General features: G+C 71.0%; 25 protein-coding genes. 16 read left to right on the top strand and 9 right to left on the bottom strand.

The window, feature by feature from the left end; genetic code table 11:
- Positions 1-22 precede the first annotated feature (22 nt).
- Positions 23-1,189, bottom strand: coding sequence for an alanine--tRNA ligase-related protein (locus OG406_RS37410; RefSeq protein ID WP_329190184.1), 1,167 nt, complete (start codon positions 1,187-1,189; stop codon positions 23-25).
- A gap of 807 nt (positions 1,190-1,996) precedes the next feature.
- Here OG406_RS37410 and OG406_RS37405 point away from each other — a divergent pair.
- From OG406_RS37405 to OG406_RS37395, 3 genes are all read left to right on the top strand, one after another.
- Positions 1,997-3,253, top strand: a complete 1,257-nt coding sequence (locus OG406_RS37405; RefSeq protein ID WP_329190183.1) for an acyl-CoA dehydrogenase family protein — start codon at positions 1,997-1,999, stop codon at positions 3,251-3,253.
- 97 nt (positions 3,254-3,350) lie between these two features.
- Entirely contained in the window at positions 3,351-3,809 is a 459-nt protein-coding gene (locus tag OG406_RS37400; RefSeq protein WP_164369686.1) for an RrF2 family transcriptional regulator, read from the top strand.
- Positions 3,810-4,040: 231 nt separating this feature from the next.
- Positions 4,041-4,580, top strand: a complete 540-nt coding sequence (locus OG406_RS37395) for an EF-hand domain-containing protein (protein ID WP_164369685.1) — start codon at positions 4,041-4,043, stop codon at positions 4,578-4,580.
- A gap of 81 nt (positions 4,581-4,661) precedes the next feature.
- Here OG406_RS37395 and OG406_RS37390 read toward each other — a convergent pair whose 3' ends face one another.
- A complete protein-coding gene (locus OG406_RS37390; RefSeq protein ID WP_266852882.1) occupies positions 4,662-5,954 on the bottom strand; it encodes an alkaline phosphatase in 1,293 nt (430 codons plus the stop codon).
- A gap of 307 nt (positions 5,955-6,261) precedes the next feature.
- Between OG406_RS37390 and OG406_RS37385 the strand changes: the two genes are divergently transcribed.
- Both OG406_RS37385 and OG406_RS37380 read left to right on the top strand, forming a co-directional pair.
- A complete protein-coding gene (locus OG406_RS37385; RefSeq protein WP_164369684.1) occupies positions 6,262-6,864 on the top strand; it encodes a DUF998 domain-containing protein in 603 nt (200 codons plus the stop codon).
- A 375-nt stretch (positions 6,865-7,239) separates the two neighbouring features.
- Positions 7,240-7,956 (top strand): tetratricopeptide repeat protein, encoded by a 717-nt coding sequence (locus tag OG406_RS37380; protein ID WP_329190179.1) that lies wholly within the window; start codon positions 7,240-7,242, stop codon positions 7,954-7,956.
- Positions 7,957-8,044: 88 nt separating this feature from the next.
- On the opposite strand, the gene OG406_RS37375 is transcribed toward OG406_RS37380, so the two are convergent.
- Positions 8,045-9,070: a hypothetical protein gene (locus OG406_RS37375; protein ID WP_329190178.1), complete on the bottom strand. Its 1,026-nt coding sequence runs from the start codon at positions 9,068-9,070 to the stop codon at positions 8,045-8,047.
- Positions 9,071-9,164: 94 nt separating this feature from the next.
- The gene (locus tag OG406_RS37370) at positions 9,165-9,347 is read right to left on the bottom strand and encodes a CsbD family protein (protein WP_081222436.1); all 183 of its coding nucleotides are present in this window, start codon (positions 9,345-9,347) and stop codon (positions 9,165-9,167) included.
- Positions 9,348-9,721: 374 nt separating this feature from the next.
- Here OG406_RS37370 and OG406_RS37365 point away from each other — a divergent pair, with 374 nt between their 5' ends.
- Entirely contained in the window at positions 9,722-10,072 is a 351-nt protein-coding gene (locus tag OG406_RS37365; protein WP_164369681.1) for a PRC-barrel domain-containing protein, read from the top strand.
- 127 nt (positions 10,073-10,199) lie between these two features.
- Here OG406_RS37365 and OG406_RS37360 read toward each other — a convergent pair whose 3' ends face one another.
- Positions 10,200-11,024, bottom strand: a complete 825-nt coding sequence (locus OG406_RS37360) for an SDR family oxidoreductase (protein WP_329190173.1) — start codon at positions 11,022-11,024, stop codon at positions 10,200-10,202.
- 198 nt (positions 11,025-11,222) lie between these two features.
- On the opposite strand from OG406_RS37360, the gene OG406_RS37355 reads away from it, so the two are divergent.
- The 5 genes from OG406_RS37355 to OG406_RS37335 all read left to right on the top strand — a co-directional run bounded on the left by OG406_RS37355 (position 11,223) and on the right by OG406_RS37335 (position 15,394).
- Positions 11,223-11,936: a hypothetical protein gene (locus OG406_RS37355; protein ID WP_266610259.1), complete on the top strand. Its 714-nt coding sequence runs from the start codon at positions 11,223-11,225 to the stop codon at positions 11,934-11,936.
- 152 nt (positions 11,937-12,088) lie between these two features.
- Positions 12,089-13,162: a MerR family transcriptional regulator gene (locus tag OG406_RS37350; RefSeq protein WP_164369678.1), complete on the top strand. Its 1,074-nt coding sequence runs from the start codon at positions 12,089-12,091 to the stop codon at positions 13,160-13,162.
- A gap of 274 nt (positions 13,163-13,436) precedes the next feature.
- Positions 13,437-13,856, top strand: coding sequence for a TOBE domain-containing protein (locus tag OG406_RS37345; RefSeq protein WP_329190171.1), 420 nt, complete (start codon positions 13,437-13,439; stop codon positions 13,854-13,856).
- Between the two features lie 235 nt (positions 13,857-14,091).
- Positions 14,092-14,736, top strand: coding sequence for a molybdopterin-dependent oxidoreductase (locus tag OG406_RS37340; RefSeq protein ID WP_329190169.1), 645 nt, complete (start codon positions 14,092-14,094; stop codon positions 14,734-14,736).
- Between the two features lie 103 nt (positions 14,737-14,839).
- Positions 14,840-15,394 carry a putative immunity protein gene (locus OG406_RS37335; RefSeq protein WP_267051877.1) on the top strand — a complete coding sequence of 185 codons (555 nt, stop codon included), beginning with the start codon at positions 14,840-14,842 and terminating at the stop codon, positions 15,392-15,394.
- Between the two features lie 35 nt (positions 15,395-15,429).
- Here the strand turns inward: OG406_RS37335 and OG406_RS37330 are convergent, their stop codons facing one another.
- The gene (locus OG406_RS37330; RefSeq protein ID WP_267051876.1) at positions 15,430-16,320 is read right to left on the bottom strand and encodes a LysR family transcriptional regulator; all 891 of its coding nucleotides are present in this window, start codon (positions 16,318-16,320) and stop codon (positions 15,430-15,432) included.
- Positions 16,321-16,421: 101 nt separating this feature from the next.
- Here OG406_RS37330 and OG406_RS37325 point away from each other — a divergent pair, with 101 nt between their 5' ends.
- On the top strand, positions 16,422-16,787 hold the full coding sequence (locus tag OG406_RS37325; protein ID WP_267051875.1) for a YybH family protein: 366 nt from the start codon (positions 16,422-16,424) through the stop codon (positions 16,785-16,787).
- Positions 16,788-16,869: 82 nt separating this feature from the next.
- Here the strand turns inward: OG406_RS37325 and OG406_RS37320 are convergent, their stop codons facing one another.
- Positions 16,870-17,667 carry a spermidine synthase gene (locus OG406_RS37320; protein ID WP_267051874.1) on the bottom strand — a complete coding sequence of 266 codons (798 nt, stop codon included), beginning with the start codon at positions 17,665-17,667 and terminating at the stop codon, positions 16,870-16,872.
- Positions 17,668-17,900: 233 nt separating this feature from the next.
- Between OG406_RS37320 and OG406_RS37315 the strand changes: the two genes are divergently transcribed.
- Positions 17,901-19,730, top strand: a complete 1,830-nt coding sequence (locus OG406_RS37315) for an alkyl/aryl-sulfatase (protein ID WP_329190163.1) — start codon at positions 17,901-17,903, stop codon at positions 19,728-19,730.
- A gap of 100 nt (positions 19,731-19,830) precedes the next feature.
- Positions 19,831-20,673, top strand: a complete 843-nt coding sequence (locus OG406_RS37310; protein WP_267051872.1) for a trimeric intracellular cation channel family protein — start codon at positions 19,831-19,833, stop codon at positions 20,671-20,673.
- A 22-nt stretch (positions 20,674-20,695) separates the two neighbouring features.
- Here the strand turns inward: OG406_RS37310 and OG406_RS37305 are convergent, their stop codons facing one another.
- Entirely contained in the window at positions 20,696-21,613 is a 918-nt protein-coding gene (locus OG406_RS37305) for a LysR substrate-binding domain-containing protein (RefSeq protein WP_267051871.1), read from the bottom strand.
- A gap of 140 nt (positions 21,614-21,753) precedes the next feature.
- Here OG406_RS37305 and OG406_RS37300 point away from each other — a divergent pair, with 140 nt between their 5' ends.
- Positions 21,754-22,770 carry an aldo/keto reductase gene (locus tag OG406_RS37300; RefSeq protein WP_164369668.1) on the top strand — a complete coding sequence of 339 codons (1,017 nt, stop codon included), beginning with the start codon at positions 21,754-21,756 and terminating at the stop codon, positions 22,768-22,770.
- 35 nt (positions 22,771-22,805) lie between these two features.
- Positions 22,806-23,237 (top strand): SRPBCC family protein, encoded by a 432-nt coding sequence (locus OG406_RS37295; RefSeq protein WP_267051870.1) that lies wholly within the window; start codon positions 22,806-22,808, stop codon positions 23,235-23,237.
- 94 nt (positions 23,238-23,331) lie between these two features.
- Here OG406_RS37295 and msrA read toward each other — a convergent pair whose 3' ends face one another.
- Positions 23,332-23,844, bottom strand: a complete 513-nt coding sequence (gene msrA, locus OG406_RS37290) for a peptide-methionine (S)-S-oxide reductase MsrA (RefSeq protein ID WP_164369666.1) — start codon at positions 23,842-23,844, stop codon at positions 23,332-23,334.
- Between the last annotated feature and the right edge of the window lie 310 nt (positions 23,845-24,154).

The following is a 24,154-nucleotide window of genomic DNA, read 5'->3' as shown; positions in this document are numbered from 1 at the left end:
GGGGTCCGTGCCGATCGCTCACTCACTCCTCCCGCAGGTTGAGGACCAGGTCGCGCGGCAGGCCGTGCGTGTCGTGCAGGTAGTGGAAGTCCTCGTCCCCCAGCGGGCCTTGGAAGCGGAGGCGGGCCAGGAGTTGCCGGCCGCGCTCCATGAGACGGCCGAACCGGCGCTCCTCGTCCAGCAGGACCTGCCGGACCTCGCCGGGATCCACGTCCTGACGGAAGTGATCGAGGGTGTGGAGCAGCAGTTCGTCCGGCAGGTCGCCGAGTGTGCGGGACGGTTCGTCCCGCCACAGGGTGGTGAGCACCCGGCGCACGAGGCGGCGCAGTACGTAGCCCTGGCCCGTGGCGGACGGGCGCACGCCGTCGCCGACGACCACGACGGACGAGCGCAAATGGTCGACGACCAGGCGGAGCGAGGGTTCGTCCAGCGGCCACAGGGACGGTACGAGGCGGCGCCAGGGTTCGAAGACGTCGCAGTCGAAGACGGACGACTTCCCCTGGAGCAGGCAGGCGAGCCGTTCCAGGCCGAGTCCGGTGTCGACGCTGCGGTGGGGAAGCGGCACGAGGGATCCGTCCTCGAGCCGGCGATGGCGCATCATCACGTGGTTCCACACCTCGACCCAGCGATCGTCACAAGTGGGCGTCGAGCGGGGAGGCGTGTCCCCGCTCCACAGGAAGATCTCCGAGTCGGGGCCGCACGGCCCGACCGGTCCGTTGGACCACCAGTTGTCCTCGACGGTGAGTTCCACGGGGACTCCGCGTTCCTGCCACAGCCCGAGGGAGTCCGTGTCCGGCCCGGTCTGCTCGTCACCGGCGAAGACAGTGGCGTACAGCAGGCTCGGATCGATCCCCAGCCCCTCGGTGAGCAGCCGGTGTCCCCAGTCGAGGCTCTGCGGCCCCTCGTAGTCGCCGAGCGACCAGGAGCCGAGCATCTCGAAGACCGTCAGGTGGGTGTCGTCGCCGACCTCTTCCAGGTCTGTGGTCCGCAGACAGCGCTGCACGTTGACCAGTCGTCTGCCGAGCGGATGAGGCCGGCCCAGCAGATACGGGGTGAGGGGGTGCATGCCCGAGGTGGTGAACAGCACCGGGCCGCCGCTCGGCGGCAGCAGGGTCGAGCCGGTGACGCGGCGATGACCGCGCTCCTCGAAGTACTCGACGAACGTGCGGACGATCTGCTCCGTTTGCATGACGGGGTCTCCTTGGCAGCGATGCGGGGAGGCACCGGACAACGGGTCCGCCGGGACGACACCGGGGCAGGAGAGCCTGAACGCCACGGAACCACCGACGGGCCGTTTCCGGTCGCCGGTGGAAGGGGGAAGGTCAGACGGCGGCAACCGGCGAGCTGGTCGCTCGCGCGGTTGCGGTGATGGTGCGGCCGGTGACGTTCATGGGCCGACCGTAACGGCCCCGAGGGCACGTCAGCACGCGGATTTCCCGCCGCGCGCGGCGCGCCCGCCGCCGCGTGAACCACCCTGCTCGTCGCCGGCCCAGGGCACGCCGCAGCCTGTCGCCGGGTCCGGAGCATCGCACCGGCGCTGCGTTCTCCATATTTCCTATCGATTTACTAGGAATATATTGACGGCCCGCCCGTCGACTGCGCAGGATGATGTACATGCCCTCTATGCAGCTACGACTCGTACGTCGTCGGCATATCGACTTTGGCCGCGTCGCCGGCGCCGGCTGCTGTCGCGCCTAGGGCACCGCTTCCGACGCACACGCTCGGCCGCGACCCCGGTTCGAACGGACCACGACGCGGCCCCGGCTCTCGCGCGCACCCCTGATGCGGCGCCTTCGCACAGCGATTCCTCACCGGGTCCCCGAGCGGGACGTCTGCCGTCCCTCTCCCCCCGTTCGGCGTCCCCACCGGGACGGTCCTGTCGGCCGGGCCAAGGATCGCCACCGCAGGGGAGCGGCGTGGGCCGCGTGCACGCATCACCCGATCCGCATGAGCCCCACCACCACATCGTGTCGCCGAACTTGAGGAGACCATCGCCATGGGCCCCGCCACCGCGCCGTCCGGAGCCGAGCCGGAGTCCGACGGAACCGGGCCCGGTCGCGCCCACTGGCTGCACGTCGCCCGCGAGACGGCCGACGACCTGGCCACGGACGCGGTGGCGAGGGAGCAGGCCGGGAAGATCCCGTTCGACGAGGTGTCCCGCCTGCGGGAGTCGGGGCTGCTGGCGCTGCTCGTGCCGGCGGAGTCCGGGGGCGGGGCCGGGGACTGGTCCACGGCCTATGCCGTGGTCCGGGAGATCGCCGCAGCCGACGGCGCGATCGGTCAACTGCTCGGCTGTCACTACTTCCTGTCCTGGAGCGCCCGGCACTTCGCCCAGTCCGCCGCCGTCACCCCGCAGCCCCAGCCGCACCGCAGAACTGCGGCCCAGCACAAGTCGGCCGGCGAGCAGGCGTGTTGGGCGGGCGGGTTCGCCCGGCAGGAACCGTCGCCGACCCTGGCGCGGAAGGGTGGCCACTACGTTCTCAACGGCCGGCAGAGGTACGCCACCGGTGTCCTCGTGGCCGACCGGCTGGCCGTCCGGGCGGAGCGGGCCGACACGGGCGAACCCCTCGCCGTCGCCGTCGACCCCGCCCATCACGGTGTGCGGATCGACGCCGACGCCGACACCTTCGGCCAGCGGCTCGCCGCCGGAGGCAGTGTGGAGTTCGACAACGTTCCCGTCCCCGCCCGCGACGTACTCGGCTCACTGTCCGCGGACGAGGACGTCCTGTCGCCCCTGACGGCCCTTTCCTCCCCGGTCGGACGCCTGGTCTCCGTCCAGCTCCTGCTCGGCATGGCCGAGGGTGTGCTCGCCGAGGCGCGCGAGTACAGCAGAGCGGGCCACTCCGTCTGGCACCCCGCCTGGCCGGTCGGCTCGCCGCAGGACCCTCACGTGCTGACGGCCTTCGGGGAACTCACCGTCCTCGTACGCTCCGCGTCCGCGCTGGCCGCCCAGGCGCTGGACGCCGTGCACGTCGGTCTGGCGCGCGGGGAGGACCTCACCTACGACGAGTGCGCGGAGGTCTCCGCCCTGGTGGCCATGGCCGAGGCCGCCGCCTCCAGGGCGGCGCAGGAGTCCACCGCCCGCGCCCTCGACATCGTCGGCCCCCGCGCGGCCTCCGCACGCCTCGGCTTCGACCGCTTCTGGCGCAACGTCCGGACCCACACGCTGCACGAACCGGTCGCCCACCGGGTCCGCGACGTCGGCGACTACTTCCTGAACGGCGCCCACCCGCCGTTCGCCCTGCCCTTCTGACCGAGAAACTCCGTGGCACCGCCCGACCGGCGGGACGCGCACGGCGACGACCAGGACCGCGGGGACAACCCCCGAGGCCATACGGGATAATGCACCCATGCGGATTTCAGCCAGGGCGGACTACGCGATCCGTGCCGCGCTCCAGCTCACCGCGTCCCGGGACGGCGGCCCGATCAAGGCCGAGGCCATCGCGGACGCCCAGGACATCCCGCACAAGTTCCTCGAAGGCATCCTGAACGACATGCGCCGAGGCGGCCTCGTACTGAGCCGGCGCGGCGGCAACGGCGGCTACCGTCTGGCCAAGGCGGCGGAGTCCATCACCATCGCCGACGTCATCCGTACGGTGGACGGCCCCCTGGTCTCCGTACGCGGGGTCCGCCCGCCGGAGCTGACCTACACCGGCCCCGCCGAGTCGCTGCTGCCCCTGTGGATCGCCCTGCGTTCCAACGTGCGTGAGATCCTGGAGGGCGTATCCCTCGCCGACGTCGCGTCGGCCCAACTGCCCGCCAGCGTCTCGGCGTTGACCACCGCACCGGACGCCTGGGTCAATCCCTGAGCCGACACGGCAGGCAGGGCGTACAGAACTGTGCGGGCCGGCTCAGCGGGCACGAGCAGTGGCGGGCCGACGGGTGATCGTTCGCGCAGATGTGCTCGTGGAGACGCGCCCGAACCGCGACCTATCGTGAGGACACGTCTGAGGCGCCGTCAGACAGGGGCGCCGTCTGCGCCCGTGGGACGGTCGCGGCGGGCGGTTCGTGGTTCGGTTCGGCGTCGGAGGAGGCCGCTCATGGCCAGTGCGTTTCAGGAGCGAAAGCTCAGAGGGATGTTCGCCGCGTTCGACGCGGACGGCGACGGCTATCTGCGCGAGGACGACTTCGCGGCGCTCGTCGGCCGTTGGAGCCGCCTCCCGGGAGTGGAGCCCGGGACCCAGTTGCGTACGCGGGTGGAGACACTGCTGATGGGCTGGTGGGCGGCCCTGCTGCAAGCCGGTGACGCCAACGGGGACGGCAGGGTCGACATGAGGGAACTGCTGTCCCTCGTCGACCAGTTGCCCGCGATGGCCGACGCCGTCACCGCGACCGCCGACACGGTCTTCGACGCCGTCGACACCAACGGGGACGGCCGGATCTCACCGGAGGAGCACCGTCGCCTCGTCGAGACCTGGAACGGGCTGCCCGTCGACATGACAGGCGTCTTCGAGCTCCTCGACCTGAACGGCGACGGCCACCTCAGCCGCGAGGAGTTCGCGTCGCTCTGGCGCCAGTTCTGGATCAGCGACGACCCGAAGGAACCGGGCAACTGGCTCTGCGGCCGCATCCCGGCCTGACCTCGGCACCCATTGCCGGCCCGGTCGCACCCGGAGCCCCGCGGCCGTCCGGCCGCGGGGCTCCGGGTGTCACGGTGTCGCTCAGCGGCGCGTCAGGGACTGGCGCAGCACGTCGTACACGTGGGTGTTGGGGTGCTTGCCGGTGAAGCGGTCCGACAGGGGGCCCACCGCCGTCACCGGTACGTCGACTCCGGTGTGACCGGACGTGGTCCAGTCGATGTAGAACTTCTTCTCGCTGCCGCGGATGCCGAAGGGGCCGTCCTCGGCGGAGACTCCGGTGCCGGACTCGTCGGCCGCGTCCGACTCCTCGACGGCCAGGCCGCCGGTCTCGTGGTCACCGGTGATGACCAGCAGGGTGTCGGGGTGCGTGGCGACGTAGGCGCGGGCCACGGCGACGGTCTTCTCGAGTTCCTGCATGGACTGCAGGACACGGGCGCCGTTGTTGGCGTGGGCGAACTCGTCCACACCCTCCTCCTCGACCATGAGGAAGAAGCCCTTCTTGTTCTTGTCCAGCGTTCCCAGGGCCTTGCTGGTCATGGTCGAGAGACCGACCACCGGGCTGTACACGTCGCCCTGGCCCTCGGAGCGCTGCTGGAACATCTCCTCGTTGGCGAAGAGACCGAGGAGCTTGCCGTTCTTGGCCCGGCTGAGCTGGTCCGCGCTGTTGACGTACGAGTAGCCGGCCTTCTTGGCCTTCTTGATCAGGTCGCCCTTGGTGCCCTTGCTGGCCTCGGACGGATCCTCCACGGGCTGGTCCTTGAAGGCGCCGGCGCTGCCCGCGGGCAGCCACCAGTCCTCGCCGCCGCCGAGGATGACGTCGGGCTTGGACACCTCGATGTACTGACGGGCGATCTCGTCCTGCGCCGAACGGTTGGCGGTGTTCGAGAAGAACGCCGCCGGTGACGCGTCGGTGACCTGCGCGGTGGTGACCAGGCCGGTGGCCTTCCCGGCCGCCTTCGCCTGCTGGCCGAGCGTGGCGAGCGGGTTGCCGTCCACGTCGACACTGATCGCGCCGTTGTAGGTCTTCTCGCCCGTGGCCCACGCCGTCGCCGCGGCGGCCGAGTCGGTGACGACGGCCTTCGGGTCATCCGGCTCGGTGGTCAGCTGTCCCGAGACGGGCAGCTTGTCCATGGCGAGCTGACCCCCCAGACCGGCGAGGTGCAGGCGAGCGGCCTGGCGCGTGGCGGCGCCCATGCCGTCACCGTTGATGAAGATGACGTTCTTCGCGGTCGGGGTCTTGGCCTTGGCCGTGGCCTGCGGAGCCGAGGCCGACGCGCCCAGCGTCGGGTTGACCACCATCGTCACCACCGCGGCCGCGACTGCGGCGGCCGAGGGAGCGGCGAACCGACGAGCCCTACGAGCATCCAGGGACACAACGTCCTCCGTTACTGTTTTTGCCCATTGCTTGACCGCGAACATAGGTTTCCATGGGGGTCGATTGACCAAGAACAGGTGACCAGTACACGTCGAATTCTCCAGCGGGAGGTGAAGACGTGCGCCCACTTGTCCGGACAGGTCGGTGGGCGACGGAGCCCGCCCTCCCCGCCGCGCGCGCCCACAGCACACGCCCTCCGTGGGCGGAGCCGTCGACCACGACGCACCGGCCACCCCTCGGCAGGCAGCCGCGACACCGAAACCCGCCAAAGCGCTTTGGGTGGTTTGCGCCTTATATCTTGGATCGGTGTCGAATGTACCGAGATGGGTTCTTCTCTCGTCGGGGTGTGCCCCCGTTCTGTTCACCGCGGGCTGGGTCCTCGGGGCCCATCTGGTGGGGCCCGCCTACGACCCGGTCACGCAGACGATCAGCGTCCTCGCGGCTTACGGCGAGTCGGGCTTCTGGGTGATGACCGGCGCGCTGCTCGCGCTGGGCATCTGCCATCTCCTGACCGCCTGGGGACTGCGGTCGGTGGCCGTACCCGGCCGGCTGGCGTTGGCCGGCGGCGGAGTCACGGCGCTGGTGCTGGCCCTGCTCCCCGCCCCGATCAGCGGGGGTTCGCTGCGCCACGGCACGGCGGCCGCCATCGGGTTCGCGCTCCTGGCGCTGTGGCCCGTCCTGTCCGCGGACGGCAGGGAATCCGCGCCCTGGGCCCTCAGACGCGTCCCGTCGATCACGGCCACGGCGGTCATGGTGGCCGGAGCGGCATGGTTCCTCGTCGAGACCCAGCGCCACGGGGACCTCGGCATCGCCGAGCGCTTCGTGACAGGTGTTCAGTCCCTGTGGCCGTTCGTGGTCGTGGCCTCGTGCCTGCGCCACGCGAAGGTTCCGCAGGAGACACGGGTCTGACGCGGACGCCCGTTCCGGTCGCACTCCCCGGAACAAAAAGAGACCCCGTCCCGCACAGGCGGAACGGGGTCTTCACAGAGCGCCGGGCAGGCCTTGCACCTGCATCTCCCCGCAGGAAGCGGGACGTCTTTCCTTGGACCACCAACGCATCGTGAGCCGGGGCGACTTCCGCCGGCCCGCTCAAGATCAATCATACTGTAAGCCAGCCGCCCACCCCGCGCCACCCGAGCCCGTCCACCCGTTCCCCCGCGTCGCACAAGAAAGTCTCTCCTGGTCCGCGCGCCCTCCACCGGACGAGGCTGCGGCACAATGACCGCGTGCTCATGGCTCGCCGGGCGACCGCCGCGGTACACCGTGAGACGAGGGGGCGGCGGCATGGTGCTGTGGCAGGGGAACAACTTCACCGTGGACGGACGCGAGCCGACCACCGCGGAGGAGTACTATCGGATCGGCCTCCGCTGCTGGCACGACGACCGGTACCGGAACGCCGCGACGCACTTCCTGGGAGCGGCGGCCGACGTCGGCCACGAGGCCGCGGTCGAACTCCTGGGGCACATCGACTACGTGCAGGGGCGCTTCGCGAGCGCCGTGCCACACCTGCGGCGGAGCAGCGGTTCGCCCCGCGCCGCCTACTACCTCGCCTGCCTCCACCAGCGCGGTTGTCCCGAGGCCGGCATCGGGCAGTCGTACGACGAGGCGGGCCGCTGGTTTCGGGCCGCGGCGCGGTCGGGTGAGCCCGAGGCCATGCTCGCCCTCGGCGACCTGTATCTCGAACGCCTGTTGCCGGTGACCGGGACACCGGCCGAGCACGCCCTGGAGCAGTTCCTCGCCGCCGCCGCACGCGGTCACCCCTACGGCCAGTACCGAGCCGCCGAGATCTACCGCACCCTGTACCAGGACTCCGAACGCGCCACCGCGCTCTACCGGGCCTGCGTGGACAATCCGCTGACCGGACGGCACGCGCTCGGGTCGATGATGACGCTGCAGAGTCAGGCACACCTGCGGGAGGTCTCGGCGACCACGGCCGCCCGGCTCCAGCAGCAGCGGCGTGACGCCACCCATCCCGCCGAACGACGGGACGACTTCTACTGAGATCCGCGCACCGGTCGGGGCGTGCGCGCGAGCCCCGGTCCACTGTGGCGCGGAGCGCCTCGTGCCGGCCCTCCCGCATGCGCGGCGGTCAGCCGCACGCGAGCACCCACAGGAAGGCCTCGGCCGCCCGTACGAGATGTTCCGTCTCCTCGATCTGGGTGCGCAGCGCCGCCGGTACGTGACAGAGCTCCCAGGTGCCCGGATCCGCGGGCACCCGCGGCTCAGCCGCCCACAGGTGCTCGATCTCCTCGGTGCCGGCCCGCAGCAGGGCGAACGCGGCGGCCGTGGCCGACAGCGCCGTCGCCAGCGGGCTCGGGGTGGACCCGTCCTCGCCCGGCAGCGAGTCCGCGGCGGTGGACAGCGCGAGGGCGAGGTGGAGCAAGCGACGTGCCCGGGCGGGCCAGTCGGGCGCCGGGGGCCTCGACAGGGCTGTCTCGGCCGCCGGTTCACGGTCCAGGCGGATTCGCCCCGCGATCGCCCGTTCCCGCGCTGTCGGCTGCCACGTGCCCTGATCGCGCAGGTCGTCCGCCCGCCGCATGGCCCGCCGCGCCAGGGCCAGCGCCGCCGGCCAGTCACCGCCGTCCCAGTCCGGCATCGCCCGCAGTTCCCGGACGCGTCCACCGACCGACATCCGCCCGGCCGTGCGGGGAGGGGACTGCGCCGATCCGTCCGCGACGTGGGCCCGCAGGATCCGGCCGATCGCCGCCACCGATTCGGGACTGCCGACGGCGATCCCGCCGCGACGCGCCTGGTCGGGCAAGGGGCCCGCGGCCGACGGCACGACTCCCGGTTCCTCGCAGTACCGTACGGCGTCGGTCAGCAGGACCTGGTCGACCAGCACGCCGGTCTCGTGGGCGAGCCTCCACAGCACCAGGCCCGTCGTGTTCTCGTCGCTGCCGCTCCCCCACGGCCACTTCACTCGTGGGGCCGTTCGCACCAGCGGCCGATCGGGCACCGGCGCGCCGAAGCCGGCAGTGCGCTCGGTGTGCCAGGCGACCAGCACGTCCGCCTGAAGTCGCGCACGTTCCCAGGCACCGCAGCCGTACGCGGCCCGATGCGCCGACTCCCACCGCGCCCCGTTCATGTCCACGTCGTCGCTCACGTCGTCGCTCACGGGCGAACCGTAGCGGGCCGCGGCAGCGAAGATCCCGGCAGCCCATGAGGATGCGGCTACCGGGATCCGTCGAGCGGAACTGCTCGCGTCGGCCCTACTTGGACTTGGGCTTGACGGCGTCCTTGGCCTTCTCCTTGGCCGAGCGCAGGTCGCCCTTGGACTCCTCGGCGCGCCCCTCCGCCTTCAGGGACTCGTTGCCCACCGCACCGCCGACGACCTTCTTGGCCTTGCCCTTGGCCTGCTCGCCCTTGGCCTGAGCCTTCTCGTCCGCAGCCACAACCACTCACACCCTGTCCTTCTCGCGAATTGATTCCTCTGCTGGGTCACCCGGCAGCGGGTCCTCAAACACGGAACCGGCGAAGATGGCGAATGCAATCTTCGTCACATCGCGTTCCATAGGAGGTGGATAAAGAAGATCGGGGAGTGGAGATCGATTCGACATGTCACCTGACCTGCTGGAACGGTCGACGGGTGCGGTCCTTCGGTCGACGTTCAGGAGGAGATGTCGAAATTCTCGAAGCGCGTGTGTGGAGTCCGGGACCCCGGGCACTCGACGCTCCGAGGAAACGTCATCGACTTGCGTTGACGCTTGTACGACTCCGTTGTTTCTTCTTGCGGAGTGTCGAGGAATTCTGATGAGGGAGCCGTTTTATGAGTGACAACATCTGGGGCTACCAGCCGACCACCGGTTACACCGCGGGCACCGACCTGATCGGATTCAAGGTCGAGGCGACCGACGGCAGCATCGGGAAGGTCGACAAGCACTCGGACGACGTCAACTCTTCGTACCTCGTCGTCGACACCGGCGTGTGGATCTTCGGCAAGCACGTGCTGCTTCCGGCCGGCACCGTCCAGACGGTCGACCAGGCCGAGCGGAAGATCTTCGTCGCGCTCACCAAGGACCAGATCAAGAACTCTCCGGAGTTCGACAAGGACAAGCACGTCGGCGACTCCGGCTATCACGAGCAGGTCGGCGAGTACTACCAGACCCACCGCGCCTGACCGCACAGCGCCGTCCCGGAAGGGGGCCGACCGGAGTCACTCCGGTCGGCCCCCTTCTTCCTGTGCGGGCCCACGTCCGTGGGGAGGGAACGCCGGTACGGCCTGCGCGGCGGCGTTCCCCGCACGCTCAGCCCTGCGCCAGCTCCGCCACCGGCTGCCACTTCTCCCACCCGGCGAGACGCTGCTCGTAGTCGGCCTTGGCGATGCCCAGCGGTGCCGAGCCGAAGAAGCAGCGCAGCGGCGGCTCGTCGGCGTCCACGATCTCCAGGACGGCCGAGGCGGACGCGGTCGGATCGCCCGGCGTGCCGACCCTCTTGCGCCGCTGCTCCTGCACCTCCTTGTGGAAGTCGGCGTACGCGGGCAGCGGCTCGGACGTGCTCGACGAGGAGCCCGCCCAGTCCGTGGCGAACCCGCCGGGCTCGATCAGCGTGACCTTGATCCCGAACGGCGCCACTTCCTGTGCCAGCGCCTGGCTCATGCCTTCGAGCGCCCACTTCGACGCGTGGTAGATGCCGACCAGCGGGAAGGCACTGATGCCTCCGATGGAGGAGACCTGAAGGATGTGTCCGCTGCCCTGCTCGCGCAGGATCGGCAGGGCGGCCTGGGAGACCCACAGGGCGCCGAACAGGTTGGTCTCCAGCTGCGCGCGGGCCTCCGCCTCGGTGAGCTCCTCGATCAGTCCGAAGTGGCCGTAGCCGGCGTTGTTGACCACCACGTCCAGGCGCCCGAACCGCTCGTGCGCCTGCTGGACCGCGGCGAAGTCGGCGTCACGGTCCGTGACGTCGAGTCGCAGGGGCAGTAGCCGTTCTCCGTACTTCTCGCGAAGATCGCCCAGCGTGGACAGGTCGCGCGCCGTCGCGGCCACCGAGTCTCCGCGTTCCAGCGCGGCGATGGCCCACTCCCTGCCGAAACCGCGTGAGGCACCGGTGATGAACCAGATCTTCTGCGTCATGGTGTGCTCCTCAAGGAAAGACGTCCCCGTACGATCATCGCGTCACGGTGTTTCTCGCACCAGCCAACACCTTCGAGTGGGCTCGAAGGCAACTTCGGCACTCCTGCGTGCGGCCTGCGCCGTCGTTCGGGAGCAGCGTCCGGGAGAACGGCGAAATCCCCTCGACGGGCAGCCCGGCGACGACCATGATCGGCACTTGTGACGACGTCCGAGCAGTTCCTGGTCCGCGCCGCTGCCCGCAACAACGCCGAATGGTGCGCGGCCATGAGCCGGTCCCACGGCCTGACGAGCGCGTTCGCGCCCGGTGTCTGGACGGCTCCCGAACGCACACCGTTGTTCTACCCCGACGCGGTGACGCTGGAGCCCGGTGCCGACCCCGCGGGACTGGTGGCGCGGATCGACACCCGTACGTCCGGCGCGTCCGTCAAGGACAGTTTCGCCGACCTCGATCTCGGCCGGTTCGGGTTCCAGGTCCTGTTCGAGGCCCGGTGGATCCATCGTGCGGCGGGCGCACCGGCCGTCGTGTCGGGTCTCGCGCCGGATGTCGCGGCCGACTCCGCCACCCTGCGGGCCTGGGCGCTCGCCTGGGACGACGGGGACGGCAACGAGGGCCTCTTCCGGCCGGAACTGCTCGACGACCCCGCCACCGCGGTCCTCGTCGGGCGCTCCGCCGACGGCCGGGTGGTGGCCGGAGCGGTGGCGAGCCGTGGTGACGACGTGGTCGGCGTCTCGAACGTCTTCGCCCACGAGGGCGGCCCCGACGCGGCCTGGTCCTTCGCGCTCACCGCGACCCACCGCCTGTTCCCCGCGCTCCCCGTGGTCGGCTACGAGCACGGGGAGGACCTGACGGCGGCCGTGCGCCACGGCTTCGAACCGATCGGCCCGCTACGGATCTGGCTGCACCAGCCGTGACCGATGATGTCGAAGGGCCGCGACCCGGTCCTTCCGGCCACGTCCGCGGGGCGTCTGTCCCCGCCGCGGACCTCGTGGTTGACCTTCACCTTGGGTGAGGCCACAGCATCGGTGAGGCCGGGCGAGGTGCCCGGTTCGAGGAGGAAACGAGCATGGGGTTGCTGACCATCGGGGCGTTCGCGAAGGCGTCCCGGCTCTCGCCGAAGGCACTGCGGCTCTACGACGAACTGGGACTGCTCCGGCCGGCGCACGTCGACCCGGTGACCGGCTACCGGCTCTACGCGCCGGACCAGTTGGACCTGGCACGGCTGGTCGCGTGGCTCCGGCGGCTGGGAATGCCCCTGGCCCGCATCCGGCACGTGTGCGCGCTGGAGCCCTCAGAGGCGGTGCCGGAGCTCCGGCGGTACTGGGCCGAAGTCGAGGCCGACACCGCGGCCCGGCGCGATCTCGCCTCCTTCCTCGTCGACCACCTGTCACGGAAGGACCCTGCCATGTCCGCCGACACCCCGTCCCTGGGCATCCGTTACGCCGCCCTGTCCGACACCGGCCTCATCCGGGAGAGCAACCAGGACACCGCGTACGCCGGCTCCCGGCTGCTCGCGGTCGCCGACGGCTTCGGCCGTGCGGGCGCCACGGCCGGCGCCGCCGCCGTCGAGGCCCTCAAGCCCCTCGAAACCGCGGGTTTCGCCGCGGGAGACCTCCTCAACGTCCTCGAAGAGGCCGTCGCGGAGGCCACGTCGGCCGTCGCCGGCGCCACCGGTTCGTCCCCCGCGGAGTCCGGCACCACGCTCACCGCGATGCTCTGGACGGGCTCGCAGCTGGCCCTCGTCCACATCGGCGACTCCCGCGCCCATCTCCTGCGCGACGGCGAGCTGTTCCAGATCACGCACGACCACACGGTGGTCCAGTCGATGGTGGACGACGGGCGCATCACCCCGGAGGAAGCGGTCTCGCACCCGCAGCGGGCCCTGCTGCTCCGGGCCCTGGGTCACGGGACCCACGGCACGCCCGACGTGCGCCTGCACGACGCCCGGCCGGGTGACCGCTATCTGCTCTGTTCCGACGGGCTGTCCACCGTGGTGGAGATCGGTGAGGTGCGCCGGGTCCTCACCGAGGTGACCGATCCCGACGAGGCGGTCCGCGAACTCGTCGGTCTCGCCAACGGGTTCGGCGGCCCCGACAACGTCAGTTGCGTGGTCGCCGACGTCGTGGAGGGCCAGTCGTAGAGGCGGACCGGGGAGGGACGAGGCGGCCGGTCGGTCTCACGAGAGCGACCGGCCGCCTCTTCGTGGGGCCCGCGTGGCTCCGCACCTCCGGCCGTCTCGGCAGGCGGGCGGGGTCGTCTCATGTGCGAGGCCATGGCAACACACAGGTGGCGGATGCGACGCAGGTCCCGACGGCCCCCGCCGGAGGGGCTAGCTTGGGGACGCGGGTCCGGCACAAAGTCCGGCCATGAGTTTTTTGTCCCCCACCCCGACTCCACCTGTGAGGCGTTTCGTCATGAGCCTGAGCATCCGCAACCAGATTCCCGGCACCGTCACCGCTGTCACCACCGGCGAGGTCATGGCGACCGTCAAGGTGCGCCTGGACGGAGGCCAGGACCTCACGGCGGCGATCACGCTGGAGGCCGTCAAGGACCTGGGACTCGCCGAGGGGTCGCCGGTGCGCGCCATGATGAAGTCGACCGAGGTGGCGATCGCCACGGGTCCTGTCGAGGGCCTGTCCATCCGCAATCAACTGCCCGGCACGGTCAGTGATGTCGCCACGGGCGGGGCGATGGCCACGGTCAAGGTCACGGTCGACGGGGGCGAACTGACGGCGGCGATCACCAAGGACGCGGTCACCGACCTGTCGCTGGCGCCCGGTTCGTCGGTGGTCGCCCTCATCAAGTCGACCGAGGTGTCCCTCGCGACCGCCTGACGCGGGCCGGGGCAGCCGGTGCCGGTGGCGTCCCTGAGACGATGACCGGCCACGGTCCGGTGCGCCGCCTCCCGGTGGGAGCGTCGAGCGGTCCGGCGCCGGAGCGGGGCGGAGGTCCGCCAGGAGCGGACTCCGTCGAAACGCCGGTGCGGGCCTGCGCCTCACAGCAGGTGAGCATCCGCGCCGCACGGGGAAGGCGGTCGTCACCGTACACCGGCGACGAAAGGACACCCGCGTGGCCAGAGACCGGCACAGCACCGTCGAGGCCGCGGCCGACCGGACCCGGCGTGTCCCTCCCGGCCAGCACCATGTGAACGGCTGGCCGGTCTCGCACTACGGGCCTGTCCCCCGCTTCCGCCCCGAGCGCTGGAACCTCCGGGTCTTCGGCGCCACCAGGGGCGGCGTCGACCGCAGTTGGACCTTCGAGGAACTGACCACCCTGCCGCACACGACGGTGATCGCCGATCTCCACTGCGCCTCCGGGCCGACCTCCACCGACCACGAGTGGTACGGAATCCCCGCCGCGGCCCTCCTGGAGCTGGTGCCGCCCGCACCTGAGGTCACGCACATCATGACGTGGGCCGAGTACGGCTATACGTCCAACGTCCGGCTGTCCGACTTCACGGCACCCCAGACCCTGTTGGCCACACACCACGACGACGAACCCCTCACCGCCGAGCACGGGTTCCCGCTGCGTCTCGTCGTGCCGCACCTGTACGGCTACAAGAGCACCAAGTGGCTCCGCGCCGTGGAGTACCTCACCGAGGACCGCCGAGGTTTCTGGGAGGACCGCGGCTACCACACCATCGGTGACCCCTGGCAGGAGCAGCGCTACGCCCACCAGGAGGCGGACGGCGACGGGGCGCGACCGCACGTCTGAACAGCCCACCCCGGGCGCCCAACACCCGTACGGGGTAGGCGAGTTCAAGGACCGGATCGGCGCGGTTCCGTGCCGAAGGCCGGCCTGGGGGAGGATGGCGTGCGTGCCGAACAAGCCGAACGCCCCGGAGACCATCGAGCTGACCGAGGACGAACTCCGCGCGATCACGGGGTACGCCGCCGACTGTGCGTCCCCGGTGCTGACCCTCTTCGAACGGGACCTTCCCTCCGACACCCGCCCGCGTGACGCCGTCGACGCGGCCCGCGTCTTCGCCGCGGGCGGACCGCGCACCGGCGCTCTGCGGCAGAGCGCCTGGGCGGCGTTCAAGGCGGCCCGCGAGCCGTCCCTCTCCCCCGCGGCGGCCGACGCGGCTCGTGCGGCGAGCCATGCCGCTGCCGCCGCCTATCTGCACCCCAGGGCGAGCGCTCATCAGGTGAAGCACGTCCTGGGCGCCGCGGCTCACGCGGCGAGGGCGGAAGAACTCGCGTCGGCAGCGGGCACCGATGGCACGGCCGTCGGCGCGGGGGCCCTCGCACGGGCTCGCGATCACGCCCCGGCCGCGGTCAGGACCGTGCTGGGCCGCCTGCCGGTCGCGCCGCCCGGAGGCGGGCCGGTCGGCGCACTCGTCCGGGCTCTCGACGCGGCGCTCCGCACCTGAACGTGGCGCTGCGGCGGGATCCCGCCGCGGAACACCTACGCGGTGCCGGGCTTCCCGAACGCTCGTCTGCCGTGCACGAGGAACTCCCGTACCGACGCGTTGTCCGAACCCCTCCAGACCAGGGCGAGCAAGGCGGGTGCCTCGACGTCGTCGATGGTCCGGGCGGTGAGCCGGTCGCGGTGGTCGGCGGCCATCGAGGCGCTGAGGACGGCGACGCCGAGCCCGCGGGCGGCGAGGTCGACGATGGCGTCCGCGGCGCTGGCCTGGAGCGCGATCGCCGGCTGGAGGCCCTGTGCGGCGCAGGCGCGGTCGAGGACCGTCCGCAGGCCCGTGCCGGCCGGCATGCACACGATGGGGTGGTCGGTCAGGTCGCGCAGCGTCACCCGGCGCCGTTCCGCGAGCGGATGTCCGTGCGGGACGGCTGCGACGAGCCGCTCGCTGATGATGGTCAGCGTGTCGAGTCCGTCGGGGGCGGCGGTCGCGGTGCCGACCAGGGCCAGATCGACGACGCCGGCTCGTACCTGTTCGAGCAGCCGGTCGGAGGTGTCCTCCAGGAGGGAGATGTCGACGCCGGGGTGGGCCTCGTGGAACGCGGCGAGGGCGTCGAACAGCGGGGCGATCGTGCAGCCGGTGACCATGCCGACGGTCAGCCGGCCCCGGATGAGCCCGGTCACCTGCCCCACCGCTTGGCCGACCGCCTCGGCCGCCGCGAGGGCAGCGCGGGCAGGTCCGAGTGCGGCCTTTCCCGCGACGGTGAGGGTGGCGGTGCGTCCCGTGCGGTCGAAGAGCTCGGCACCGAGCTCACGCTCCAGCCGGCGGATCTGGGCGCTGACACCGGACTGGCTGATGTGGACGCGCTCGGCCGCCCGCGTGAAGTTCCGCTCCTCGGCGACCGCGACGAAGTACTCCAGCTGCCTCAGGTCCATGACTGGAAATTCTAGCTCCGAGCACATCCATCTGTTGGACTTCTGATCGCCGAGAACCCACGCTGGAGAGACACCGGACGCCACGAGAAGCGGAGAATCCCATGCCGGAGCATGCGAAGGCCCTGCGGCCCGAGGACCTCACACGGCTGTTCGTCGAACGGTCCAACGCCGGTGACGCGGCCGGAGTCGCCGCCCTGTACGAGGAGGGCGCCGTGATGGCCTACCCGCCGGGCGAGTTCACGGTGGGGCGTGAGGCGATCCGCGCACTGTGGGAGAAGGTGCTGGCCGGTGGCCCGCGCTTCGAGCCGGAGCAGCCGCTGCCGACGCTCGTCGGCGGCGACATCGCACTGACCTCGACGCCGCCGAGGGACGGGGCCGGCGCGCGGGCCCAGGTCGTCCGCCGTCAGCCGGACGGAAGCTGGCTGCGCCTGCTGGACCAGCCCGAGTTCGCCCCACCGGCCCGGTAGGGCGGGTGCCCGCGAGGTCCCGGCGCGACCCGCGGGCGTCGGGCGGGCGCGTCGGAGCCGGGTTCGCCCGCCGGATCGGCGGTCAGTCGCGGCGGCGGGCGACGTACACGGTGTTCGCCGCGGTCCCGCCCTGGAGCGGATTGTCGAAGTCGACCACGTGGGCGGCCGTGTCCGTGAAGACCTGGGCGAGGACCGTGCCGAACTGCTCGTCCGGCGGATCGTTCGACCACAGCGCGAACACGCCCCCGGGATGCAGCAGGTCGGCCAGGGCCGTCAGACCGGGCACACCGTAGAGCGCGGCGTGGCTGGGGTGCAGCACATGACGCGGCGAGTGGTCCACGTCGAGGAGGATCGCGTGGAACCGGCGGCCGGGGTTCTCCGGGTCCAGCCCATGAGGGGCGCCGTCGGCCCCGCTGTCCGTGTCCTCCGCGACACCGGTGTCCTCCGGCGACGCTGGGGCGCCGGTCCCGGAACCGCCGGTGACCATGGCGAAGAAGTCGCCGCGCACCAGGCGGCAGCGCGGGTCCGTCGACAGTCCCGTGCCGAGCGGTACGAGTCCGCGCCGGTGCCAGTCGATCACTTGCGGCAGGGCGTCGACGACGACCAGGGAACGCACTCGGGGGTCGTCCAGCGCCGTCCGGGCGGTGTATCCGAGGCCGAGGCCGCCGACGACGACGTCGAGCGGGCCCTCGGCCAGTTCCGCCAGGCCGAGCCGGGTCAGTTCGACCTCGCCCTCGGTGAAGAGACTGGACATCAGGTACTCGTCGCCGAGCTTCACCTCGTACACGTCCTCCCCCGACGAGGGATCGCGTCGGCGGCGGAGGCTGATCTCGCCCATCGGGGTGGGCTGCCAGTCGAGTTCCTGGAAACGTGCGCTCATCCGGTGTCCTGCTCCCCGTCGAAGGTCCACTGCCGCGAGCGGGTTGAGGTACGCCGCAGGAAGGCACCGTACCGGCAGGTCAGGGCCGGATGCTCACGGGGACCCCCGAGGGGTGCTCCTCGGGTGGAGCGGTCGCACGCCCGTACGTACCTTGCCGGCCGCGCGGAACGCCCCGGCCCGGACCGGTGTCGCAGTTTGTTTGGGTTGATGCGCATCCGAGTTATTCATGTCGTATGAGCACTCTCGACTATGCCGACAGGTCCGACTTCGACGACGCCGAGCGGGGTTTCGTCGCCGCTCTGGAACCGGCGGTCATCCGTGCCGAGGACGGCCGGGTGGTCTGGGACGGCGACGCGTACGCGTTCCTGGACGCGGAATGTCCGGACACCGCGCACCCGAGCCTGTGGCGGCAGAGCCAGCTGTGCAACAAGCAGGGCCTCTTCGAGGTGACCGAAGGCATCTACCAGGTCCGGAACCTGGACCTGTCGAACATGACGCTGGTCGAGGGCGACACGGGTGTCATCGTCATCGATCCGCTGATCTCGGCCGAGAACGCGGCCGCCGCGCTGGCGCTCTACCGCGCGCACCGGGGAGAGCGCCCGGTCACGGGGCTCATCTACACGCACTCGCACGGTGACCACTTCGGCGGCTCGCGCGGCGTCCTGCCGCACGGCCACGCGCCGGTGCCGGTGATCGCCCCGGCGGGTTTCCTGGAGCACGCCGTCGCGGAGAACGTGTACGCGGGCGGCGCGATGACCCGCCGGGCCGTCTACATGTACGGCGCCGAACTGGACAAGGGGCCCGCCGGGCAGATCAGCGCGGGGCTCGGCATGACGACGTCCAAGGGCACCATCACCCTCGTACCGCCGACGCTCGACATCACGCACACCGGTCAGGAGGAGACCGTCGACAGTGTGCGGATCGTCTTCCAGATGACGCCGGACACCGAGGCGCCCTCGGAGATGAACTTCTACTTCCCGGACCGGCGGGCCCTGTGCATGGCGGAGAACGCCACGCACAACATGCACAACATCCTGACCCTGCGCGGCGCGGTCGTGCGGGACACCCGGATCTGGGCGCACTACCTCAACGAGGCGATCGCCCTGTTCGCCGACCGGGCGGACGTGGCGTTCGCATCGCACCACTGGCCGACCTGGGGCCGTGACCGGATCGTCGAACACCTCGCCGGGCAGCGGGACATGTGGGCCTATCTGCACGACCAGACCCTGCGCATGACCAACCAGGGGCTGACCGGGACCGAGATCGCCGAGCGGATCGAGCTGCCGCCGGCCGTCGCGAACCGGTGGGCCAACCGCGGCTACTACGGTTCGGTCAGCCACAACTCCAAGGCCATCTACCAGCGCTACATGGGCTGGTTCGACGGGAACCCCGCGCATCTGTGGGAGCACCCGCCGACCGAGCTGGCCCAGCGCTTCGCCGCCGACTACGGCGGTGTCCCCGCGCTCGTCGCCAAGGGCCGGGAGTACGCCTCGGCGGGCGACCTGCGTTTCGCGGCGACCCTCCTCGGACACGCGGTCTTCGCCGCACCGGACGACCCGGACGCCAAGGAGACCCTCGCGGGTGTGTACGAGCGGCTCGGTCACGGCTGCGAGAACGGTCCGTGGCGGAACTTCTACCTGATGGGCGCGCAGGAACTGCGGGGCAGCGTCGCGCACACCGCGCTGGAGACGACGAACCCCGAGATGGCCATGGCGCTGACGGTCGACATGCTCATCGACTCCCTCGCCATCCGCGTCGACGGTCCGCGTGCCTGGGACGAGAGACTCACCATGACGTGGCACCTCACCGACGAGGGACGGACCTGGCAGATCCAGTTGTCCAACGGGGCGCTCACGTACCGCAGTGCCGAGACCGCGACCGGTGGGGCGGGTTCGGCGCCGTCGGCCGATCTCACGCTGACGCTGACGAAGCCGCAACTGCTCGCGCTCCTCGCGGGCAAGGGGTTGGACGGCGTACAGGTCGAGGGCGACCCCCAGGTCCTCACCACGCTCGTCGGTCTGCTCGACACTCCGGACCCCGACTTCCCCATCGTCACCCCCTGAGCGTGCCGGCCGCACGCCGCCCGACCGCCGCGCCCGCTGCGGGCGCGGCGGTCGGGTCCGGAGACCGCAGCGCCTCGTCCCAGCCGACCGGGGGAATCCTGTGAGCGCGACACAACTGGCCCTGGGAACCGTCGGCTTCGGGTCGTTCGAGTTCACCGGCGGCGGCACCCTGATCAACCTCGTGGCGGCGACCACGAACGCGCTCAACGGAGCCCTGCTCGCCCGTCGGCCCGACCACTACAAGAACTTCACCGTGATCGGCATCCTGCTCATGGCGCTGCTCGGCGGGATCGGTGGCGGAGTGAGCCGGGACGTCCTGGTGGGCCGCGTGCCGGCCGCACTCACGAACTCGTCGTACATCACGCTCTGCCTGATCGCCGGGGTCATCGGTCATCTTCTGGCCTACGACAAGGGACAGTTGTTCCGGGAGGGGCTCTTCCAGTTCGTCACCTCGTTCGCCCTGCCCTGGTACGCCATCGTCGGCGCGCAGACGGGCGTGGAGGTGGGTCTGCCGGTTCTGGGATCGCTGGCCCTCGCCGTGGTCGGCCCGACCGCGGGGCGGTTCCTCATCGACGTGTCGTGCGGTGTGCCGCCGAAGCAGTTCGTGCGCGGGGAGTGGTTCGTCGCCATCGCCGCGCTCACCGGTGCGGTCTGGATCGTCCTGGACCAGGCGGGACTGCCCCGCGCCGCGAGCGCGCCCCTGGCGTTCCTGGTCGGTTTCACCGTCCGGCTCACCGCGCTCTACCGCGGCTGGGAGGAACCGCTGGCCGCCGAGCCGGCGGGTGTGTACCGGCACGACGACGGACGTCCGCTGCTCGGCCGCAAGATCGCCGGCAAGTCCGCGCGCGAGATGCGGCTGCTCGGCCTGACCGTGGAGCCCGATCCGGATGCCGAGGCGCGTGCGGCCGGCCCACCGCGCGGCTCCGGCGCGGGCCGACCGTAGTTCGGCGTAGAAGGCGTCGGTATCAGGCCGTCGTCCCGGCTCGTGCGGCGCCGCGTTCCGCGAGGACCGTCGCGCGGAACTCCGCGACGACCGGCCGCAGATCGACGCGGTGCCAGGCGGCCCACAGCTGGATGGACCCTTCGTACCAGGGCAGTTCGCGGACGGCGACACCGTCGGAGGTGCCGCGGACCATGCTCCGCTGGATGAGCGCGAGGCCGAGGCCGGAGGCGACCAGGCCGAGTGCGGTGAGGGGGTCGGCCGCGTCGAGTCGGATGTCCGGGGTGAAGCCGGAGGCGACGCAGGACGCGACGAACGTGTCGCGCCACGCCGGGTCCTGGGCGTCGCCGACCGCGATCCACGGCTGCCCGTCGAGCGCCTCGGGGGTCAGGTCGTCCTGCTCCGCGAGAGGGTGTCCCGCGGGCAGCACCAGGAGCAGTGGGTCCCGGAGCAGGGGCGCCGCGTCCAGGTCCTGATCGTCGTCGCCGGGCGGGGTGCGGACGAGGGCGATGTCCAGGCTGCGCTGGCGCAGGCCCTCGAACTGCGCGGCCGACTCCTGGTCGTAGAGAGCGACATGGATGCCGGGGCGGTCCTCGCGCAGGGCCCGCAGGGCGGAGGGCAGGACGCCGGTGTGCATCGCGTCGGCGACGTAACCGATGCACAGGCCGCCCTCCTCGCCCCGGCCGAGGCGCCGGCCCAGGTTCTCCAGTCGGTCCGCGTGCCGCAGCAGGGCACGCGCCTCGGTCAGGAAAACCCTGCCGTCGGAGGTGAGCCGGATGCGCTGCTGGCTGCGTTCGAACAGGGTGAGTCCCAGGTTCTTCTCCAGCTGGGCGATCTGCCGGCTGAGCGGCGACTGGGAGATGTGCAGGCGCTCGGCGGCACGGCCGACGTGTTCGTCCTCGGCCACGGCGACGAAGTAGCGCAGTTGTCGCAGGTCAAGCATGTAGGACCTCGGAGGACTCAAGTGTGTCCGAGCAAGTCTTGGACAGTCTCATGTAGGGATCCTAACCTCGAACACGCAAGGCCGACGGATCGGCCATCCGGCCCCTTATCCGTCCGAACCACCATCACGAGGATTCCTTCATGAGCATCACGTCGCTTCTGCCCGGAGCGCTCGGTTTCGGCACCGCACCGCTCGGCAACATGTTCCGCGCCATCCCCGACGAGGAGGCCGCGGCCACCGTCGAAGCTGCCTGGGACCAGGGCATCCGCTACTTCGACACCGCGCCCTTCTACGGGGCGGGCCTTTCCGAGCTGCGGCTCGGCGAGGTACTGGCGCGGCACCCGCGCGAGGACTTCGTCCTCAGCACGAAGGTCGGCCGCGTGATCCTCGACGAGACCGAGGACCCGGCCGCGCGCGATCTCGGCGAGAAGGGCGGCCTCTTCGAACACGGCCGGCCGAACAAGATGGTGAACGACTACTCCGCCGACGCCACCCTGCGGTCCGTCGAGGACAGCCTGAAGCGCCTGCGGACCGACCGCCTCGACATCGTGTGGGTGCACGACGTCGCCCAGGACTTCTACGGGGACGAGTGGCTCGCGGCCTACGAGAGCGCCCGCACCGGCGCCTTCCGCGTGCTGCAGAAGCTGCGCGAGGAGGGGGTCATCAAGGCCTGGGGCCTGGGCGTGAACCGGGTGGAGCCGCTGGAGCTCACCCTGGACCTGGACGAGCCGAAGCCCGACGCGTTCCTGCTGGCCGGCCGGTACACGCTGCTCGATCACGACCGAGCCCTCCAGCGTCTCCTGCCGTCCGCCGCCGAGCAGGGCGTCGACGTCGTGGTCGGCGGCCCGTACAGCTCCGGCATCCTCGCCGGCGGCACGCACTTCGAGTACCAGCAGGCTCCCGCGCACATCGTCGAGAAGGTGGAGCGCATCAAGGCGGTGGCCCGGCGGCACGGCGTCGGCATCAAGGCCGCCGCACTGCAGTTCTCCCTCGCCCACCCGGCGACGGCCGCCGCGATCCCGGGCGCGACCAGGCCGAGCCGCATCGCCGAGGACGTGGCGGCCCTCGGTGAGAGCATCCCGGCCGGATTCTGGGCCGAGCTGCGCGCGCAGCGCCTGATGGCCCAGGACGCTCCCGTGCCCGTAACCGCCGCCTGACCCTCGCCACCCCCCACGCTTCGAAGGAGACTCCCGTGGCCACGACCACCGCGTCCGTCGACATCGACGTCGCACCCGACCGCGTCTGGCAGCTCGTCGGCGGCTTCGGCTCGCTGCCCGACTGGCTTCCCTACATCCCCGTCAGCGAGCTGAGCGAGGGCGGTCGGGTACGCCGCCTGGAGAACGAGGACGGTGAGGTGATCGTCGAACGCCTCCAGGCCTTCGACGACGAGCACCGCACCTACAGCTACTCGATCCTGCGGGCCCCGTTCCCGGTCACCGGCTACCGGTCGACGCTCACCGTGCACGAGAGTGCCGAGCCGGGCAGGGCCCGCGTGGAGTGGTCCGGCTCCTTCACCCCCGACGGCATCAGTGACGCCGACGCGGTGACGCTGTTCCACGGCATCTACACCCAGGGGCTGGACGCGCTCGTCCAGACCCTCGCCTCCGCCCCGGCGACCCGGTAGGCAGAAGACCGCCCCGGACAGGAACCGACTCCGCCGGAACAGCGGAAAGCCCCCGTAACGGCAGCGCGTGCCGGTACGGGGGCTTCGGTCCGACTCAGGCCTGCGCGCGCTTCGGCAGCCGCCAGTTCGGGCGGACGAAGTGGCAGGTGTACCCGTCGGGGTAGCGCTGGAGGTAGTCCTGGTGCTCCGGCTCCGCCTCCCAGAACGGACCGGCCGGCACGACCTCGGTCACGACCTTGCCGGGCCACAGACCGGAGGCGTCGACGTCGGCGATGGTGTCCTCGGCGACACGCTTCTGCTCGTCGTCGAAGTAGTAGATCGCGGACCGGTAGCTGAGACCGATGTCGTTGCCCTGGCGGTTCTTCGTGGACGGGTCGTGGATCTGGAAGAAGTACTCCAGGATCGTCCGGTAGTCGGTCTTCGTGGGGTCGAAGGTGATCTCGATCGCCTCGGCGTGCGTGCCGTGGTTCCGGTACGTCGCGTTCGGGACGTCGCCCCCGCTGTAGCCCACCCGCGTGTCCAGGACACCCGGGAACGTCCTGATCAGCTCCTCCACGCCCCAGAAGCAGCCGCCCGCCAGCAGGGCCTTCTCCTCGTTCCGGCTCATCGCACACACCCTTCTTCGGTCTTCTCGTCAGGCTCGCACAGCTGTCGTCGCACGCACCCCCGGCGGTCGCTCTCCCCCACCGCCGCGACGACACGGCCACCGCTCTGCACAAGGCTTCGGAGCCGCACGAAATTCCCGGTCGGAGCCCCGGAGCGCCGTCTCCGGACCCCACGGACGACCCGACGGGACCGTCGCCCGACGCCGGAGCGATAACGATCGTGCAAGTTTCAATAACTACCGCCGGTAAGGCCTTGCTGACAGTGGCTGACAAAGGGCTCAATGTCCTTCCTCATAGGCAAAAAGGATCAGG

The organism is Streptomyces sp. NBC_01428, assembly GCF_036231965.1.
Lineage (GTDB): Bacteria > Actinomycetota > Actinomycetes > Streptomycetales > Streptomycetaceae > Streptomyces.
The sequence above is the reverse complement of the archived record's forward strand: the minus strand, read 5'-3'. Positions and strand labels throughout refer to the sequence as shown.